This window comes from Pseudomonas fluorescens, assembly GCF_040448305.1.
In the GTDB taxonomy this organism is placed as follows: domain Bacteria; phylum Pseudomonadota; class Gammaproteobacteria; order Pseudomonadales; family Pseudomonadaceae; genus Aquipseudomonas; species Aquipseudomonas fluorescens_BH.
On record NZ_CP148752.1, the window covers coordinates 3,462,766 to 3,481,442 of the forward strand.

13 protein-coding genes and 1 pseudogene are annotated in these 18,677 nt (G+C 60.9%); 5 read left to right on the top strand and 9 right to left on the bottom strand.

The genetic code is table 11. From position 1 onward, the window contains the following. Nucleotides 1-25 precede the first annotated feature (25 nt). Nucleotides 26-103, top strand: a pseudogene (locus WHX55_RS15620) (outer membrane lipoprotein carrier protein LolA); the annotation flags it as partial. Nucleotides 104-175: 72 nt separating this feature from the next. Here the strand turns inward: WHX55_RS15620 and WHX55_RS15625 are convergent. From WHX55_RS15625 to WHX55_RS15650, 6 genes are all read right to left on the bottom strand, one after another. Continuing rightward, nucleotides 176-949, bottom strand: a complete 774-nt coding sequence (locus WHX55_RS15625; RefSeq protein ID WP_056724587.1) for an enoyl-CoA hydratase — start codon at nucleotides 947-949, stop codon at nucleotides 176-178. A 13-nt stretch (nucleotides 950-962) separates the two neighbouring features. Then, on the bottom strand, nucleotides 963-2,090 hold the full coding sequence (locus WHX55_RS15630; protein WP_046042095.1) for an acyl-CoA dehydrogenase: 1,128 nt from the start codon (nucleotides 2,088-2,090) through the stop codon (nucleotides 963-965). 139 nt (nucleotides 2,091-2,229) lie between these two features. Then, nucleotides 2,230-3,423 (bottom strand): acetyl-CoA C-acyltransferase, encoded by a 1,194-nt coding sequence (locus WHX55_RS15635; RefSeq protein ID WP_353740737.1) that lies wholly within the window; start codon nucleotides 3,421-3,423, stop codon nucleotides 2,230-2,232. Nucleotides 3,424-3,435: 12 nt separating this feature from the next. Then, nucleotides 3,436-4,197 carry an SDR family NAD(P)-dependent oxidoreductase gene (locus WHX55_RS15640; protein WP_353740738.1) on the bottom strand — a complete coding sequence of 254 codons (762 nt, stop codon included), beginning with the start codon at nucleotides 4,195-4,197 and terminating at the stop codon, nucleotides 3,436-3,438. Between the two features lie 16 nt (nucleotides 4,198-4,213). Then, complete coding sequence (locus WHX55_RS15645) at nucleotides 4,214-5,878, bottom strand: AMP-binding protein (protein ID WP_353740739.1); 1,665 nt, start codon at nucleotides 5,876-5,878, stop codon at nucleotides 4,214-4,216. 136 nt (nucleotides 5,879-6,014) lie between these two features. Further along, complete coding sequence (locus WHX55_RS15650) at nucleotides 6,015-6,938, bottom strand: carbon-nitrogen hydrolase family protein (protein ID WP_353740740.1); 924 nt, start codon at nucleotides 6,936-6,938, stop codon at nucleotides 6,015-6,017. 84 nt (nucleotides 6,939-7,022) lie between these two features. Between WHX55_RS15650 and WHX55_RS15655 the strand changes: the two genes are divergently transcribed. Beyond that, nucleotides 7,023-7,931: a LysR substrate-binding domain-containing protein gene (locus WHX55_RS15655; RefSeq protein WP_353740741.1), complete on the top strand. Its 909-nt coding sequence runs from the start codon at nucleotides 7,023-7,025 to the stop codon at nucleotides 7,929-7,931. 9 nt (nucleotides 7,932-7,940) lie between these two features. Here WHX55_RS15655 and WHX55_RS15660 read toward each other — a convergent pair whose 3' ends face one another. Then, complete coding sequence (locus WHX55_RS15660) at nucleotides 7,941-8,195, bottom strand: hypothetical protein (protein ID WP_007970091.1); 255 nt, start codon at nucleotides 8,193-8,195, stop codon at nucleotides 7,941-7,943. 164 nt (nucleotides 8,196-8,359) lie between these two features. Here WHX55_RS15660 and WHX55_RS15665 point away from each other — a divergent pair, with 164 nt between their 5' ends. Next, the gene (locus WHX55_RS15665; RefSeq protein WP_150723731.1) at nucleotides 8,360-8,677 is read left to right on the top strand and encodes a DUF883 family protein; all 318 of its coding nucleotides are present in this window, start codon (nucleotides 8,360-8,362) and stop codon (nucleotides 8,675-8,677) included. A gap of 155 nt (nucleotides 8,678-8,832) precedes the next feature. Here WHX55_RS15665 and WHX55_RS15670 read toward each other — a convergent pair whose 3' ends face one another. Continuing rightward, entirely contained in the window at nucleotides 8,833-9,873 is a 1,041-nt protein-coding gene (locus tag WHX55_RS15670) for an Ldh family oxidoreductase (protein WP_353740742.1), read from the bottom strand. A 234-nt stretch (nucleotides 9,874-10,107) separates the two neighbouring features. On the opposite strand from WHX55_RS15670, the gene WHX55_RS15675 reads away from it, so the two are divergent. Together WHX55_RS15675 and WHX55_RS15680 are read left to right on the top strand one after the other, a co-directional pair. Next, complete coding sequence (locus WHX55_RS15675; RefSeq protein WP_353740743.1) at nucleotides 10,108-14,940, top strand: DUF6543 domain-containing protein; 4,833 nt, start codon at nucleotides 10,108-10,110, stop codon at nucleotides 14,938-14,940. A gap of 215 nt (nucleotides 14,941-15,155) precedes the next feature. Further along, entirely contained in the window at nucleotides 15,156-16,157 is a 1,002-nt protein-coding gene (locus WHX55_RS15680; RefSeq protein ID WP_150723728.1) for a FecR family protein, read from the top strand. A gap of 57 nt (nucleotides 16,158-16,214) precedes the next feature. Here the strand turns inward: WHX55_RS15680 and WHX55_RS15685 are convergent, their stop codons facing one another. Beyond that, nucleotides 16,215-18,563 (bottom strand): acylase, encoded by a 2,349-nt coding sequence (locus WHX55_RS15685; RefSeq protein WP_353740744.1) that lies wholly within the window; start codon nucleotides 18,561-18,563, stop codon nucleotides 16,215-16,217. Between the last annotated feature and the right edge of the window lie 114 nt (nucleotides 18,564-18,677).

Genomic DNA, 18,677 nt, shown 5'->3' on the forward strand with positions numbered 1-18,677 from the left:
CCCTGTAGGAGCGAGCTCGCTCGCGATGGAGGTCAACGATGACGCAGGGCACCTGAATCAACCCGGTGCCCTCAGGTTTTTCGCGAGCAGGCTCGCTCCTACAAGGGATCTCATAAACGCTGAGGTCCAATGTGGGAGCGAGCCTGCTCGCGATGAGGCCCGCAAGACCGCTACTTTACTTACCTTGGAATTCAGCCTCACGCTTGGCAATAAACGCCGCCATCCCTTCCTTCTGATCCTGCGTCGCAAACGCCGCATGAAACACCCGGCGCTCAAAGCGCACGCCTTCAGCCAGGCTCACTTCAAAGGCACGGTTGACGCTTTCCTTGACCATCATCGCAATCGGCAGCGACTTCTTGGCGATCAACGCCGCGACTTTCAGCGCTTCATCCAGCAGCTCATCGCTCGGTACGATACGCGCCACGATGCCGCAACGCTCCGCTTCCACGGCATCGATCAAGCGGCCGCTCAGGCACATTTCCATGGCCTTGGCCTTGCCCACCGCGCGGGTCAGGCGCTGGGTGCCGCCCATGCCCGGCAGCACGCCGAGGTTGATTTCCGGCTGACCGAATCGGGCGTTGTCGCCGGCCAGGATGAAGTCGCACATCAACGCCAGCTCACAGCCGCCACCCAAAGCAAAACCGTTGACCGCCGCGATGATCGGTTTGCGACGGTTGGCCACGCGATCGCTGTCGCTGAACAGGTCGTCGATGTAGATCTGCGGATAGGTCAGCTCGGCCATTTCCTTGATGTCGGCACCGGCGGCGAAGGCTTTTTTCGAACCGGTCAGGACGATGCAGCCGATGTTCGAGTCAGCCTCGAAGCCATCAAGGGCCTGGTTCAGTTCGCTGACGATCTGCGCGTTCAACGCATTCAGCGCTTGTGGACGGTTGAGGGTGATCAGGCCTACGCGGCCGTGGGTTTCCAGCAAAATCGTTTCGTAGTTCACAAGGGACTCCTTCTTATAAGTTGCGCGAAATGACCATGCGCTGAATATCGCTGGTGCCTTCGTAGATCTGGCAGACCCGCACATCGCGGTAGATCCGTTCCAGCGGAAAGTCGTTGAGGTAACCGTAGCCGCCAAGGGTTTGCAGCGCCGAGGAGCATACCTTCTCGGCCATTTCCGAGGCGAACAGTTTGGCCATCGACGCTTCGACCAGCGCTGGCTTGCCGCTGTCGCGCAGGGCGGCGGCGTAGTGCACCATTTGCCGCGCCACAGCGATCTGGGTCGCCATGTCCGCCAGGCGGAAGGCCACGGCCTGGTGCTCGATGATCGGCTTGCCGAAGCTCTCGCGCTCACGGGCGTAATCGCGAGCAGCTTCGAAGGCGGCGCGGGCCATGCCCACCGATTGCGAAGCGATGCCGACGCGGCCGCCTTCAAGGTTGGCCAGGGCAATCCTGTAGCCTTCGCCCTCCTCGCCCAAACGGTTGGCCAGCGGCACCTTCACATCTTCGAAGAGAATCTGGCAGGTGTCGGACGCATGCTGGCCGAGCTTGTCTTCGACCCGCGCAACGGTATAGCCCGGCGAATCGGTCGGCACGATAAAGGCGCTGATGCCGCGTTTGCCCGCGCTCGGATCGGTCACTGCAAATACGATCACCACCCCGGCATTCTGCCCTGAGGTGATGAACTGCTTGCAGCCGTTGAGCACGTAATGATCGCCTTCCAGGCGCGCACGGGTTTTCAGGCCACTGGCGTCGGAACCGGCCTGGGGCTCGGTCAGGGCGAAAGCGCCGAGCATCGCACCGCTGGCCAGTGGTTTGAGGAAGCGTTCTTTCTGCTCATCCGTGCCGTAGTTGAGGATCGGCACGCAGCCCACGGAGTTGTGCACGCTCATGATGGTCGAGCAGGCGCCATCGCCGGCGGCGATTTCTTCCAGCGCCATGGCATAGGCCAGATAACCGGTATCGCATCCGCCCCACTGCTCCGGCACCAGCATGCCGAAGAAGCCCAGCCCGGCCATCTCGCCGATGGCTTCCTTGGGGAAGCGGTGCTCACGGTCCCACTCGGCGGCGAACGGTTTCAGCCGTTCCTGGGCAAAGTCCCGGGCCATGTCGCGGATTTGTTGTTGGTCGTCATTGGGGATCATGGTGAATCCTTAAAATCGGGGTACGCCACAGAACTCTGTAGGAGCCAGCCTGCTGGCGATGGCATCGTGTCAGTCAATATCTACTTTTATGACACACCGTCATCGCCAGCAGGCTGGCTCCCACAGGGGCGGGGTTGGCTTAGTAGAGGCATTCCACGGCCATGGCCGTCGCTTCACCGCCGCCGATACAAATCGCTGCAACGCCACGCTTCAAGCCTTTTTGGCGCAGGGCCGACAGCAGGGTCACCAGAATTCGCGCACCGGACGCGCCGATCGGGTGCCCGAGGGCGCAAGCGCCGCCGTGCACGTTGAGTTTCTCGTGGGGGATTTCCAGATGAGTCATCGCGGCCATGCCGACCACGGCGAAGGCTTCGTTGACTTCCACCAGATCGACGTCATTGAGCGACCAGCCGGTTTTCTTCATCAGTTTCTTGATTGCACCGATTGGCGCCACCGGGAACAGGCCCGGGGTGTCGGCGAACGCGGCGTGGCCATGGATCACCGCCAACGGTTTCAGGCCTTGTTTCTGTGCCTGCGACTGGCGCATCAGCACCAACGCAGCGGCACCGTCGGAGATCGAACTGGAGTTGGCCGCCGTCACCGTACCGCCTTCGCGGAACGCCGGCTTCAACGAAGCGATCTTGTCCAGCCTGGCTTTAGGTGGCTGCTCGTCATTGCTGATCACCACCTGCTCTTTGCCGACCGTCACGGTCAGCGGGACGATTTCGTCCTTGAAGCTGCCGTCCTTGATCGCCTGCTGTGCGCGTGTGGTCGAGGCAATGGCGAACGCGTCCTGGGCTTCACGGCTGAAGCTGTTGGTTTCGGCGCATTCTTCGGCGAAGGTGCCCATCAGGCGGCCCTTGTCGTAGGCGTCTTCGAGGCCGTCGAGGAACATCGAGTCCTGCACCCGGCCATGGCCCATGCGGTAGCCGGCACGGGCGCGGTCCAGCAGGTAAGGCGCGTTGGACATGCTTTCCATGCCACCGGCGACCACGACGTCGGCACTGCCCGCCACCAGCATGTCATGGGCCAGAATCGCCGCTTCCATGCCGGAACCGCACATCTTGTTCAGGGTGGTGCAGCGGGTCGATTTATCCAGCCCCGCGCCCAGCGCCGCCTGGCGCGCAGGGGCCTGGCCAAGGCCTGCCGGCAGCACGCAGCCGAACAACACCTCGTCGACGGATTCACTGGCAACGCCGGCACGTTCGACGGCGGCCTTGATGGCGGCCGCACCGAGTTGCGGCGCGGTCAGGCTTTTCAGTTCGCCCTGGAAGCCACCCATCGGGGTGCGGACGGCGCTGACGATAACGATTGGATCGTTGGAAATAGTCATGACAAATCCTCCTTACTTCGCGGCCATGCGCAAGGCACCGTCGAGACGGATCACCTCGCCGTTGAGCATGCTGTTTTCAATAATATGCTTGACCAGCCCGGCATACTCGCCCGGTTTGCCCAAACGCGGCGGGAATGGCACGCCAGCGGCCAGGGAATCGCGGACTTCCTGGGTCATGCCGGCCATCATCGGCGTCTCGAAGATGCCTGGGGCGATCGTCATGACACGGATGCCGAAACGCGCCAGTTCGCGGGCCGCCGGCAAGGTCAGGCTGACAATCGCACCCTTGGACGCCGCGTAAGCCGCCTGGCCGATCTGACCGTCGTAAGCCGCGGCAGACGCGGTGTTGATGATCACGCCGCGCTCGCCATCGGCATCCGCTTCGGTCTCGGCAATCGCCGCTGCCGCAAGACGCAGCATGTTGAAGCTGCCGATCAGGTTGACGTTGATCACCTGGCTGAAACTGGCCAGCGCGTGTGGACCATTCTTGCCGAGAATCTTCTCGCCACGCACGATGCCGGCGCAATTGACCAGACCATTGAGGCCGCCAAAGGCCTTGACCGTCGCCTGCACGGCGGCTTCGGCCGCCGCTTCGTTGCTGATGTCCGCCACCACGCTGTGCGCGCCAAGGCGCTGGGCCTGGGCTGCAACGGCTTCGGCGTTCATGTCCACCAGCATCACTTTCGCGCCAGCAGCAACCAGCACCTCGGCGGTGGCAGCACCGAGGCCGGAAGCGCCACCGGTGACGATAAAAATCTTGTTCTCGATCTGCATCATTGTTTCCCTGGATTCAAGCTTGAAGGTTCTTCGCCGCAGCCTCTTGAGCCTTGGCGATTTCCTGGTTGCGCAAGATAAAGCGCTGCAATTTGCCGCTTGGGGTTTTCGGCAATTCGCTGACAAATTCGATTTCACGAGGGTACGAGTGCGCCGCCAGGCGCTTGCGCACGTGTTGGCGCAGCTCTTCGGCCAACTCGGGGGCGGCGCGGTATTGCGCGCTGAGCACGACGAAGGCCTTGACCAGTTCGGTGCGCTCCGGATCGGGCTTGCCGACCACGGCAGCCTCGACCACGGCCGGGTGTTCGATCAGCGCACTTTCCACGTCGAACGGGCCAACCCGGTAGCCGGAGGTGGTGATCACGTCATCGCTGCGACCGACGAAGCTGATGCTGCCGTCCGGGTTCCACTCGACGGTGTCGCCACTCAGGTAATAGTTGCCGACAAAGGCCTTGGTCGGCCCGCCTTCGTAGCCGGCGAACCAGCACATCGGCGACTGGCTGCGGTCGATGGCCAGGATGCCCGGCTGGCCAACGCCGAGTTCCTTGTACTCGTCGTCCAGCACCACGATGCGGTGGCCCGGCGAGGCAAAACCGGCGGCGCCCATGTGAATCGGGTGCTCAAGGCCGTGGTGGTTGCACAGCACCATGCCCAGTTCGGTCTGCCCGTAGTGGTCGTGGATGACCACGCCGAGGTTGTCGGCGAACCAGCGGATCACTTCCGGGTTCAGCGGCTCGCCGGCACTACTGACGATGCGCAGCTTGCCCTTGATCGATTTGGCGAATTCATCGCCGCCGGCAATCAGCAAGCGGTAGGCCGTCGGCGAACCGGTGAGGTTGGTGATCCCGTACTTGTTGATTACCCGGCAGGTGCTTTCGAGGGTGAACGGACCATCGTAAAAGGTGATCGGATGGCCCATGGCCATTGGCCCGGTGACACCGAAATAAATACCGTAGGCCCAACCCGGGTCGGCGACGTTCCAGAACGCGTCTTCCGGGCGCAGATCCACCGCATCGCGGGTGTAGCTCTGGAACGCAACGATGGCCTTGAGCGGCACCGAAAGCGCTTTCGACGGGCCGGTGGTGCCCGAGGTGAACATCAGCAGGAACGGATCTTCGCCGGTCAGCAGCACCGGTTCACAGTCGGCGGAATAATTGGCCAGTTCGGCCCAGAAACTGGAATCGCCACGCACCAGGCCCTGCCCTTTGGCGCCGGTGACGGTCACCGTGGTCGGGCAATCGGCGACTTCGGCGAGTTTCGACCGGTTCACCGCATCGGTTACCACCACTTTGGCGCCAGAGCTGCTCAGGCGATGCTCGATGGCCTTGGGGCCGAACGCGGTAAACAGCGGTTGATACACCGCGCCGATGCGCCAGGTGGCGAACACGGTGATCAACAGTTCGATATTGCGTGGCAACAGGCCGGCCACCTTGTCGCCCTTCTTCACGCCCTGGGCCAGCAGGTAGTTGGCGAAACGCGCGGCCTTGTCCTGCAAGTCGGTGAAGGTGTACGTCGCACCGGTGCCGTCGCGTCCTTCCCAGAACAGCGCGATGCGGCCCGGCAAGGCATGCCGGTCACAGCATTCGACGCAGGCGTTGAGGGCCGTCAAATCGCCCGCGAGTGCGGCATCGACGGTGTGCTGATAGTTGAACTGAGAAGTAGCAGACAAGTAATCGCGCATTGCCAGAATCCCTCTGTGTTTTTTATTGGGTTGGGGGAACCGTAATCAACAGGGAAATACTCGCTCTGCGCGGGTTACCGGGCAATGGTCAAAGCTATCAAGTTGTCTGACTGCTTTGGCCAAAGCCCGCAGGGTATCAAGCGATGAAGCGCACCCCGGGTTTGGCGCGCTCGTCCACGGTCAGTTCGAACACATCCGGCCGGGCATAGTGGCCGACCACGTCAAAATCGTAGCGGGCACGTACCAGGTCGTCCGTGTCGATTTGCGCGGTGAGCAGCCCGGCGCTGTCGCGCAGAGGTCCTGCGAGGATGTCGCCCATGGGACCGACGATCACGCTGCCGCCGGCGATCAACGGCCGATCCGCCGGCCAGTTGGCGATGTCCAGGCCCAAGGCCTGGGGCGATGCCTGGACCTGACAGGCACTGACCACGAAGCAGCGCCCTTCATGAGCGATGTGACGCATGCTGACTTGCCACATCTCCCGCTCGTCCACGGTCGGCGCGCACCACACCTCCACGCCCTTGGCGTACATCGCCGTGCGCAGCAGCGGCATCATGTTTTCCCAGCACACCAGCGCACCGACGCGCCCGACCTGGCTGTCGATCACCGGCAAGGTCGAACCATCGCCCTTGCCCCAGATCAGCCGTTCGGTGCCGGTGGGCATCAGTTTGCGGTGTTTGGCCAGCAGCCCGGCCTGCGGATCGAAGTACAGCGCGGTGCAGTACAAGGTGCTGCCGGCGCGCTCGATCACGCCGATCACCAGATTGGCTGCGGTGCGTGCGGACAGCGCCGCCAGTGCCTCGGTTTCTGCGCCGGGTACGTCGATGGCATTGGCAAAATAACGGGCAAAGGCTTCGCGCCCTTGCGGCAGGCGATAGCCCAATTGGGTGCCAAAGCCCTCGCCTTTGGGATAACCGCCCAGCAGCGCTTCCGGCATCACCACCAACCCGGCGCCGGATTCGATGATCGCGTTTTCATAGGACAGGATCTGTTCCAGGGTTTCAGCCTTGCCACCGGGCAAGGCGCCGATTTGCAGAGCCGCAACGATTGATTTGGGCATCTCGGAAACTCCATTCGCATCAGGTGTTGATCATTCTCCGGCGTCAGGCAATCATCAATAAAGACCGATTCGCTGCTGAATGATATGAGCCAAATGAATATCACCGATGTCGACCTCAACCTGCTCAAAGTCTTCGAAGCACTGCACGAAGAGTCCAGCGCCAGCCGCGCCGCATTGCGCCTGAGCGTGACGCAATCGGCCGTCAGCGCGGCCTTGCGTCGGTTGCGCGAGGTGTATGGCGATCAGCTGTTCGTGCGCACTGGAAGAGGCCTGGCCCCCTCGCTCAAGGCCAATCAGCTCAAACCGGTGGTCAGCGATGCCCTGAACAAATGCCGGCAGAGTCTGGCGATGGTCGATCCGGCCGCGCAACAGTACGAAGGTCGCTCGGTCACCGTGGGAATGTCGGATGATTTCGAAATTGCCTACGGCCGGCGGCTGATCGAAGAAATCGCCCGGTGCGCGCCGAAACTGCGGCTGATTTTCCGCCAGACCCACAGCCAGATCGTCGCCCAGGCGTTGATGGAGCGCAGCATTGACCTGGCGATCACCGCGGGCGGGTTTGCCGAGCGGCTACTCAGCCGTCAGGTGCTGGGGGAAGGTGGTTATCTGTGCCTGGTGGACCCGTCGAGCCTGGTCGAGGGCCAGCAGAGCATCGGTCTTGAGGAGTTTGTGGCACGCGAACACATTCTGGTGTCGTCCGGCGGTTTTATCGGGATTACCGATGAAGGATTGGCGGCGCTGGGGCTGAGTCGGCGGGTGTGCGCCTCGACCACGCATTTTGCCGCGTTGCCACATTTGCTCAAAGGCAGCCGGGCCGTGGCAACCATTCCGGCCCATGCCGCCCAAAGCATCGCAACGCTCAGCGGGCTGGCGCTGCTGCCCTGCCCCTTGGCCTTGCCGCGCTACCCGATCGAACTGGGCTGGCGGACCAGCACCCAGCTCGACCCGGTGGTGTTGAAAGTGCGCGAGGCGATTGTCAGGAGTTTCGCCTGACAGCCGATGTTATTTGTTGGCCGCCATCAGGCGATTGACTTCACTGCGCACCATGTTGGCGTATTCCGGGGGCGACATGCCATCCAGTTCGGCGCGCACCCATTCCGCCCACTTGCCTTTGCGCTTGGCCCGTTCGCCGAACAACCGCGCGGCCTCACCCTTGGCTTTGCCCAGGTTGTTTTGCCAGAGTTCGAACAGACGGGATTTCTCGTCTTCAAGCGCAGCGCGCTCGGCGAGGGGTTTGTCGGCCAGATTGAAGCTCATGGGAATTTCCTGCTGCGTAAAATAGGCGACATCTTACACTGTAGGACGAAATGTCCTGCGCCGGTTTTTCAGCAAGATGGCCTACCCGGGCAAAACAGCTGCAACTTTTCCGACGACGGCAGACTCCATTGTTCACTGTCCACCTACCTGCAAGGAGTACTTCAATGGCCCGCAAAACCGCCGCGCAAGCCGCCGAAGATCAAATCAAGGATCAAGCGTTCAGCGAGCTTCAATCGCTGATCGAAGAGTCGGAAAAGCTGCTCAAAAGCAGCGCCTCACTGGTCGGGGAAGAAGCGGAGACCCTTCACGGACAAATCGCCCTGAAACTCCAGCAGGCCAGGGATTCGGTGAGCAGCGTACGCGACCGCACCCTGCCCGCGGTCGAGGCCACTGAAACCTATATCGGCGGGCATCCATGGCAAACCGTGGCGATTTCCGCCGGGTTTGGTTTGGTGGTGGGGTTGTTGCTGGGGCGTCGCTAAGCATTCCGATCAAACACCGTAAACCCTGTGGGAGCGAGCCTGCTCGCGAAGAGGTCGTGTCAGTCAATATCCATGTTGATTGATACACCGCTTTCGTCGGAACGCCGCCCGGAGCCGGCTCGCTCCCACAGGTTCTACAGCACCTGCTGACAGAATCAGTCCCCCGCCAACTCCCGCAGATTCGCCAGCGTCCGGGCATCCAGTTCAATGCCATTGGCCAGCGACTTGGCGCGCTGATGATGACGCCGATCCCCCGGCAAACGCTTCAGGCCGACACCGTGCATCTGCCGCACCAGTTCCTGGCTGCGTTCGGCAAAGCTTTGCCCCGCCGCTTTGCCCGGATCGATCACGATAAGCAATTGGCCAGTCCAGGGGGTCTTGGCGCCAGGGTGGTCCTTCCAGTCGAACTCGAAGGAAAAATTGCCGCCGGTCAGTGCCGCCGCAAGCAACTCGACCATCATCGACAACGCCGAGCCCTTGTGCCCGCCAAACGGCAGCAACGCGCCGCCCTCAAGAATCGCCTTCGGGTCTGTGGTCGGCTGGCCGAGGCTGTCCACGCCCATCCCTGCCGGCAAGCGTTCACCCTCGCGGGCGGCAATTTGCACATCACCATGGGCAATGGCACTGGTGGCCAGGTCGAAGACAATAGGCTCGCCACCGGCTCGCGGGGCAGCAAAGGCAATCGGGTTGGTGCCGAACAGCGGCCGGTCGGCGCCGTGGGGCACCACGCAGGTCATGCTGTTGACCACGCTCAATGCCACGAGGCCTTCATCCGCGAAGGGTTCGACATCCGGCCACAAGGCCGCGAAATGGTGTGAGTTACGGATCGCCAGCACCGCGATGCCGGCACTTCGGGCTTTCTGCACCAGCAGCTCGCGTGCCGCCGCCAGGGCCGGTTGCGCAAAACCGTTATTGGCGTCGACCCGCACAAACCCTGAAGCCACATCTTCGACCACCGGAACGGCCTGGCCATTGACCCAGCCGCTTTGCAGCGTCGAAACATAACCGGGAATGCGGAATACCCCGTGACTGTGCGCGCCGTCGCGCTCGGCACCGGCGCAGTTTTGCGCCAGCACCCGGGCAACCTCGGCCGACGTGCCGTGACGCAGAAATATCTTCTCCAGCAAAGCGCTCAGCGCTTCGAATGACAGGTGTGACGGGACCGCGGTAGAGGCGTGATCGTGTGGCGCAGACATCTGAAGCTCCAGACTAATTATTGGAGGGAACAACAGCGTACAAAGACCCGCCGATTAACAACGCGCGGCATGCGACCTGTCAACCTTTCGCTCAGGGTCGATGAGGTATATCCCTGTCACGAATGTCCACGCCCCGTGCGTTATCTATTTACCACCTGCGCCAACGCACCGGCTTTTAGTCTCGAAGCTCAATCCACAGGCGCCTTTGAGTGGCACCTTGAACGAGACTCGACGATGTCTACACCAGTAACTCCGCTGTTTTTCCCCGAGGCGCTGACGTCGCGCGGCCTCTGGAAAGAACTTGGCAAAACCCACGGCCTGACGCAAAAGGACTTCGAATGGTTCAGCCAAATCGAACTGGCCACCCAGGCACTGCGTGATGAGCAGACGCCGCCCATGCTGGCGAAGAAAATCCTGCTGAAAATCCAGGGCCTGGAACCCGTGGCGCTGGCTGGCAGCTTTGTGCTGACCGCGACGCCCGAAGACAATGGCATGATTCTCTACACCCCGTACGCCGGAATCAAAAAATTCGCCAACCGTACCGCCCTGACCAAACAACTGGTGACGCAACTCAAGGCGGCCAGCGAAGACGACGACCTGCTGGCCTTCATGGCGCTGTCTCAACGCAAGACCGTGGTGGACGCCGCCGACATCGAACTGGACTTTCAAACCATCGACGGCGACGTGTTCGAAGACCAGCGCGACACCCTCTCCACCCATCAGCAACTCAACGACCAGGCCCTGCTCGACGAATTGAAAGCGCTGCCGTCCCTGACCTCGCTGCTCGACACATTACTGAATCAGAAGCTGGCGGCGTCGTTTCCCGGTCTGGATCAGAGCCAGAGCCAAGTGAACTTCTACCAGGCAACAACGCCAGAGAATGCTGACGAAAGCCATCCGGCGCGACGCTGGGTCAACTCCCTGTCCCTGAGTGAGGCCGTCCTCCTGCACTATCGCCATCAGCGTTGGCCAGCCGGGTCTTCCCCTGAGTTTTCCCATCCGAAAAAGTCCCCGGCAAAAACCGACCAGCCACTCTGGGAGGCAGGCGTCACGACGATCTCGCGCCAACTGATCAGCCTGCTGGTCGGGCAGCTCGAAGGTTTCTGGGTTGCGCCGAGCGCCGATGGCGCATCGCGTCGCCAGCTCTTCGGCCAGGCCATCGCCGATCAGGCGCGAGTGCAACTGCTGCTCAAGCGCGAAGCCGAGATCATCACCCCTGAGCAAAGCCAGGATTTGCACGCGTTGATCTCGACGGCTAGCCGGACGAACGAATCGATGTCCGTCGAAACCGTGCGCCTGTGGGAGTACCAGGCCAACTATGTGGAGTTGGCCGGCTCACTGATGGTCAGCGCCAGCAATGCGTTTCTCTACACGCCCACCGCAGGCCTGCAGGTGCTCAAGGACTATCAGGACTTGCGCGATACGGTGCTGAGCAAGTTCAGCGCAGCCGGTCACGAGGATGAGTTCTACGGCCTGCTGAGCCTGGAGGAGCGCCAGTGTTTCATTGGTTTTGACCGGCCGAATGTGACCGGCGAAGTGATTTCCGGCGAGATCTTCCCCAAGCTCTTCGACCGGATCATCGGCAAGCAACTGCAGAACCTGGAATATGCCCTGCAAGTGTTCCGTCACAGTGACGGCAGCGTGGACATCCATGCTCTGTTCGACAAGGCGCTGGATATCCGCTCGATGATCAGCGAGCGCCTGCTGATACTGACTACCGACGAACGCTGGAGCACGCGGCCCGTGTTATCCGGCGATCAGCGTCCCTCAACTGTGCTGGCCGATACGGTGGAGACTTTCGTCAAGACCTTCAGCGACATCGAAACACAGATCAACGCAGATTTCGCAGCACAACCGGTCGCTTCTCTGGCCTTGCAACGGGTCTATCTGGAAAACATCAAACCCCGCCTGACCCATGCACTGTCCGTTGGCCTGCGTGGCGAAGCCAGCCTGCGGGTACTCGACTCGACGCTGCGGGATGCGGATCGGGACATTGTCGACACGGTATTCAATCCGGACCAGACCGACCGGCTAAACCGTCCGTCCCTCAAGGGCTTCCGACCCGATGCCTACTCATTGACGCTGGAGTGCTCCGGCCAGGAGGATGTCCTGCCTCTGGCCCATTGCCTACTGTTGACCGAGCGTGGCGGACTCGACCCCTCGCATTCCGGCCGGACGATCCTGTGGACACCCGCCGAGGGCCTGGAAGTCTTTGACACCATCAATCGTGCACGGCTGGAACTGAACCGGCGCCTGCTCGAACCGCAACAACGCCTGGCGTTGCTGGAAAACCTGACCCCGACCCAACGCATCTTTCACCAGCGCTACTCATTGGGTCCGCTGCGGCTGATTGAAGGACCTGCATTGGAGCGGGTCGCGCAATCGTCCATCGAGCACTTTTTGGCTCGCTACGAACACGTACGCACTTTCGATCTGAGCGACACGAAGAAGAAAAAAGCCCTTAAAGCCCTGACCACAACGGTGCTCAACACCAACCTGCGAAGAGCCACGTCGATCGCCCGGGCGATCAGCCAACAGCAGTCCCTGCCCGCCTGGCTGGGAATGGCTCCGCAGCAAGAGCAGCGACTGCACCTTGAACTGCTGGAGCAATACCGCAACAGCGTTGTTGAGGACAAAGACTATTTACACGGGATCAAACCCCTCAAGTCGTATGTGCATGAAACACTGAAATCGTTGCTCGCCAGCCGCTTCCCCGCCACAGCGCTGGACCCTGACAATATTGAAATCACCCCGAACCTGGCCCTGGTCGGCCCCGCCCGGACCCTCACCGAGTTCGCCTTGCACCACGTCAACATTGCGCAAGGCACCGGGTTCAAGGTCGGGTCGGCAACCACTCAATCGCTGCCCCGGGGTCTGGACCAGGCGGCTGTCCGCCAACTGTTGCTGTCATTGGACATTGCGCAGAACTACGCCAAACAGGTCACGGACAGCTTGTCGAATCAAGCGGCCGACGTCGAAAGCAGGGTGTTGCGCTTCGCCAAACAACTGCCCTGGCAACTGCTGCAACACGCCCACGAACTGAAACTGCAGCAGCGACTGTCCGACAGTGCTTTCGATTTGCTTCGGCAAGTATTCGACATGCCGGACGCCATCGCCCGGGCGGCCGTAGAAGGCGCACACGCCATTGCCCGACCACTGGAACTGCTCAAGACAAGCGGTACCTCCGCCGTCAAGGCGCTGGGCCTGTACCTGGTGGGTCCCGGCGAAGGCAAGGCAGGCCCGCAAATCCTCTATGCCCCCTACCACCCCGGTGGCTCACCGTTCGTTGAGTTTGATAATGAGGCCAGCATTGTCTCGGCGCTCAACACACCGGGGCCATTGCAGGACATGTTGCTCCGTCGCCTGCCGGACAGTCAGCAAACCGTGTTTCGCAACCTGTTCAAGTCCACCGTCGGCCAATCGAGCGAAATCACCCTTGCGTCCAACCCCATCGGTGGCAACCTGCTCACTCATTTGTTCCATGACAACACTAATCTGCTGGTGAAGATGCTCGGCAGCCAGGCAAACGCTACCGCTCAGTCTGACTGGGAGGCCGTTAAACACCTGTTCGGCTCCGGCATCGAGCGCATCTCAGGCCTGCTGCCGGGCAAACTCGCGTATGTGCAGTTTCTCTGGAAGGCCTACAAGGACGCCCTGAATTCGGCCGAAAACCTGCAGGACCATCACTGGGGGAAGGCAATGCGCGACTTTATCGCCGGGGCGGCGCAAATCGTGTCGTTGGGCCGGTTATCGCTTGAAGGATGGGTCGATACCGCCGAGGCAACCGGCGAAGCCGTTGCGCAACCGGTTGTCACCCCCGTGATCACGCAACCCTGGTCACAGGCCCGGTCGACAGCACCGCTGCGCACGCGGCTGCAACCGTTCGAAACATCGGTCGAGCTCAAGGACCTGACGAAAAGCAGCACGGACGGCACCTACCTTGAAACAGCCAGCAAGAAATCCTTCGCCGCCATTGCCGGCAAGGTCTACGGCGTAAACAAGATCGGGGCTGTCTGGAAAATAATCAAAGGGGAAGAAGAAGGCCCCGTGTTACAGGCGGCATCCGACAAGCAACTGGTGATCGACCCGGACACCCATACCGTGCACTTCGGCAAAGCCGTCTCGAAAATGCACAACCAGTTTGCCTATGCCCATGCCGCCCAGGAGGTGCTGAACATCAAGGCCCGGGGGATGGAAGAAATCCGCGCAAAACATCCCGAAAAAGCCCACATGATCGTGCAGGCCATCGACTTGGCGCGCTTTTACGCGTTCAACAGCCTGCACAACCTGGTACAGCTCAGGAAACTCGTCCCGGGCACACGGCTCGATACCTTTCTCAAACACTTCTTTGATGTTGGCCAGGTCGACAAAGCACTGATCGACAAAATCAAACAAGCCATCGTTCCCATCTGCAACGCGCTGGTCGATCCCGATGAAGACTTGATGAACTCGCAACGCTTTATTGTGGGTTCAAACCGGGACCCGAGGGACAACCTCATCGCGTTTGTCCTGGACAAGGATCAACAGCGCAATGTGCATTTCACCGAAAGGTTCTTCGATCAACAGCTCGACTGGTACAAATCCGGTTTAACCCAACCCTTCGATGTCGACGGCCACAGCCAGGCCGCCACGCTGATACACGAGTTCGCTCATATGTTTTCCGAGGCCGTGGACATTGCACCCCTTGAGGCCAGGCGGCCGTTCAGCGATCTGGTTTCGTCGATCACCGCCTATGGCGCAGAAAGGAAACAGACTCAGCTGGACTTCCAGCGAAAAGCCTTGTCGATGGAAACGCCCAAGGAGGAACTGTTCGCACGCTGGAACAATGGGCTGCAATCGTGGATCAGCCTGGATTCGATTGCGGATTCTTACCATATCGGCAAGGCTATCCTGCGGCTGACTGGCAGCAAGACCATGGAAAAGGCACGGGAAGCTTTTTTAAACGTGCAGGATTCGAAGTTCCGAATCGACGTCATTTTGCACAATGCAGACTCGATCGCCTTTTTGATCTGCGAAATGGGCCGGCAACTGGACCCGGTACCGGTCGCTACGACCTCTGAAACCTGATCCTGGCGTAATAACGCGCAGATTCCCGGATCTGCGCTGCACAGCGGTGTTTGTTTTGATCTTTTTTTCACGCGCCCTATGGATACTGCTACCCGACAGCAGGTGTTTCAGAGGCCAGACGTTGAAAAAAAATTACCCATTGATGGTTAAATGCCATGACTGATGTTCTCGCAGACTTCCCCCAAGGTTAGAATGCAGGAAATCAGGAAGGGCCAATGACCGACCACACGCTTTCGGAAGCCGAATACGACGCCATCACCGACGCCGCCGCGCATTGGTGCATGCGTCTGCACGCCAGTGACTGTACCGAGCAAGAACGCCAGGCGTTCGAGCAATGGCGTGATGCGCATCCGCTCCATGCCTTCGAGTACGAAGCGATGCTGGAGATCTGGGATGTCGCTGGCGACTTACCCCGTCCCGAACCTGTGGTGCCGCTGGTTCGCACCCAACCCGTAAACCCGTGGCGCCGCCTGGCTATTGCAGCGGCGGTGTGCGCCCTGGCAGTGCCTTTGGCCGGTTATGGCGGCTGGCACCTGGGCTGGGTTCCGAACGCGTACCAGCATTTCGAAGCGTCCGACAATGTTCGAACGGTCACCTTGAAGGACGGCAGCCAGGTGGAACTGAACCTGGGCAGCGAGCTGACCTACAGCAACTACAAGGATCAGCGACGAGTCACGCTGGAAAAAGGCGAAGCGTTCTTCTGGGTCAGCCATGACACCCGTCATCCGTTTGTGGTCAAGGCGGCCGAAGGCCGGATTCGCGTGACCGGCACCCAATTCAACGTCTGGATGTATGAAGACCAGGTCAAGGTCAATCTGATCGAGGGTTCGGTACTGGTCAGCAGCAACGCCGACCTGCAAGGCGACGGTTTGCGCCTTGGCCCGGCGATGCAGGCCAGTTATCGCCACGGCGACTTCATCCCCCGCATCAGCCAGACCTATGACAATGACAGCTCGCTGGCCTGGCGCCAGGGCAAGCTGGTGCTCGACGATCTGGCCCTGAGCGATGCGCTGCCCTTGATCAATCGCTACCTGGACAAACCGTTGATGGTGGCTGACCACAGCACCGGCTCGATCCATATCGGCGGCATCTACAACATCAAAGAGATCAACGGCCTGGTGAAGTCCTTGCCGCGGGTCCTGCCGGTCTACCTGACCCGCAACCAGAACGGCAATCTGGTGGTCAACGCAATTCCGCAAAAGTCCCCAAAAAGCTGAAAAGGCCGCCACCCTTGCGGGGTGCGGCCTTCAGCGCTCATGCAAAACTCCACTACTTTACTGCGCGGCCACCTTTGCATCCTGCTGACGGATCGTCTGCACCTGATAGTCCGGATCGGACAGGATCTGTTGCTCGGTGAAAGGCAGCACGCTCCATTGCTTCCTGGAGAATGCCTGTGTCTGGTCCCGTGAGTACTTCGAGGCCGGATCGCTGGACAACGAGAACGCCAGCAGCCCTTTGGCCTGCGGTCCGTTTTCGTCAAAAGTCACCACTTGCAGGTAACTCGTGCCGCTGACCACTTCGCGCTTGCCATCGCTGCGCGGCACGCTCTGGATGGCGTTATAGACCCCCAGCGTACCCGGTCCACCGTGGATCGGCGTCTGTTGTCCGCCGCTGCTGACCACCTGGATATCGCCCCAACGGCTGTCGGGTTTCAGTCCTGATGCCTTGACCAGTTCAGCCGAAGCCAGCATCGCTGCCCGTAGCGCCTTCGCCACTTGCGGTTGATCGACTGCCAGTCCACGCGGCGTATGTAGCGGGTCCTGCGGATCGAATGCCACGCGCCATACGTCCGGCACTGGCTCCAACGCCTCCATGACATTCTGGAAGTGCACAAAGCCCAGACCGCTGCTCAGGTTTGCATTGCGGTCCCAGGCCTTGAGGCTGGCGCACAGTGGCGTGAGCGCTTTGGCATCGGCACCGAGATCCGCCGCGCAGAACTGCAGCAGATCCGGCATCACAAGATTCGCCTGATAAACCTGATCGTCCATGACCATGCGCTGCAAGTCCGCTGCCCCGACCTTGCCGGCCTGGGCCAGCGTGTTCAAACGGTCCAGGGCAAAGCGTGAACGCAGCCCCAATGGCTGGCTGTCCTGGCTGATCAATGGCGAATAGCCGGTCAGCGGTTGCGCCGGGTTGGCCATCCATGCCGAGTCGTTGGCGTGCTGGACAAAATCCTTGCGCAGCAATTGCGGCAACTTGTCCGCTGCATAGATACCCTGTTGTGGCGCCTGCGGGTCGATGTCCCAGGCACAGGCGCTGTTGGAGCCGTCGAGAATGATCATCTGCAAGCCAACTCGCGGATCGCTGCATTGCACCAGCTTGTCGACGCTGACGTTGGGCACCACCGAGAGGTTCATGTACAGCGTCTGCCCCTGATCGTCCGCCGCCAGCGTGTTGACCCACGGAATGCCCTGGATCTTGTGCACCGAGGCCTGGAAATCCTTGAGGTTTTCAGCGCGGTTCATCGCGTACCACTGCTGCAGAACGCGGTCGTTATCCAGATTGGCGTCGCGCAGACTAAAGGCGAACTGACGATCCCAATCCAGTTTTCCCGGCCATTGCACCACCGGACCGAATTTCGAGCTGTAGACCACATGTGAAATCGCCTGGACCTGCCCGTCCGCCTGCCTGACGTTGACGGTCACAGTCTGCTTGTCCATCGGCAAGGACTGACCGTCGAGCAGGTAACGGGTCGAATCCTTGGGATCGAGTTGCAGGCGATACAGCGTGAAATGCCTGGACGAATCCACTGTGTGGGTCCAGGCCAGATGTTGATTGAAACCGATGTTGATCAGCGGCAGGCCGGGCAACGCCGCGCCCATCACGTCCAGTTTGCCGGGAATGGTCAGGTGCATCTGGTAAAAGCGCATGCCGCCCACCCACGGAAAGTGCGGATTGGCCAGCAACATGCCGCGTCCGTTGAAGGAACGCTCACTCCCGACCGCGACGGCGTTGCTGCCCCGGTCCAGGGCGAAGCGCTGCATCCGCGTGTCGGCCACCTGGAACGCTGGCTGTGCACTCAACGCCTGGGCCGCGGCTTTGGGTGGCGTGGCACCGGCCAGGGCTTCGGCAAACTGGCCGACGCCACCTTCGACCAACAGGCGCCGGGTCAGCTTGACCAGATCCGAGGGGGTGATGTCGCGCACCCAATCGCCCTGGCACTGCGGCGGCAAACCCTGGGCTCGACGCTCGCTCAAGGAGCGGTTGTACCCCGCCACATAGCCTTCGACCAACTCACGCACTGGCGGGGTCTGGGCCTGCCAGAAACCGGCGACGGCTTGCGGGGTGTTCAGCCAGGTGAAAAATACATCGCTGACCAGATTCTCCCGCTCCTCAACGGTGAACTGATCCGGTCCGAAATACCGCGAACGTTCACCGTTGACTGTAATGATCTCGTTGGCCAGCAGGCACAGGTTGTCCTGAGCATAGGCATAGCCGATGCCGTAGCCGAGCCCGCGCTCGTTGTCGGCGCGGATGTGCGGCACGCCGAAACCGGTTCGGCGGATGTCCGCGCTCGTTTGCGCAGGCGCACCACTCGCGCTCGCCGTAAGGCTCAGCCCCAGGCTCAACCCCAGAGTCACACCCGCCAGGCTCAACCTGGTTAACTGGCTGGAAATAATCACACTCGCTCCTGATCGAAAAAACGATGGCCACAGCTGCGCATATCCACGCGCACCGTGCCTCCCTGTAGGGACGAAGCTCACCACGAAAATTTAAGGAATTACTGCGCAACAACC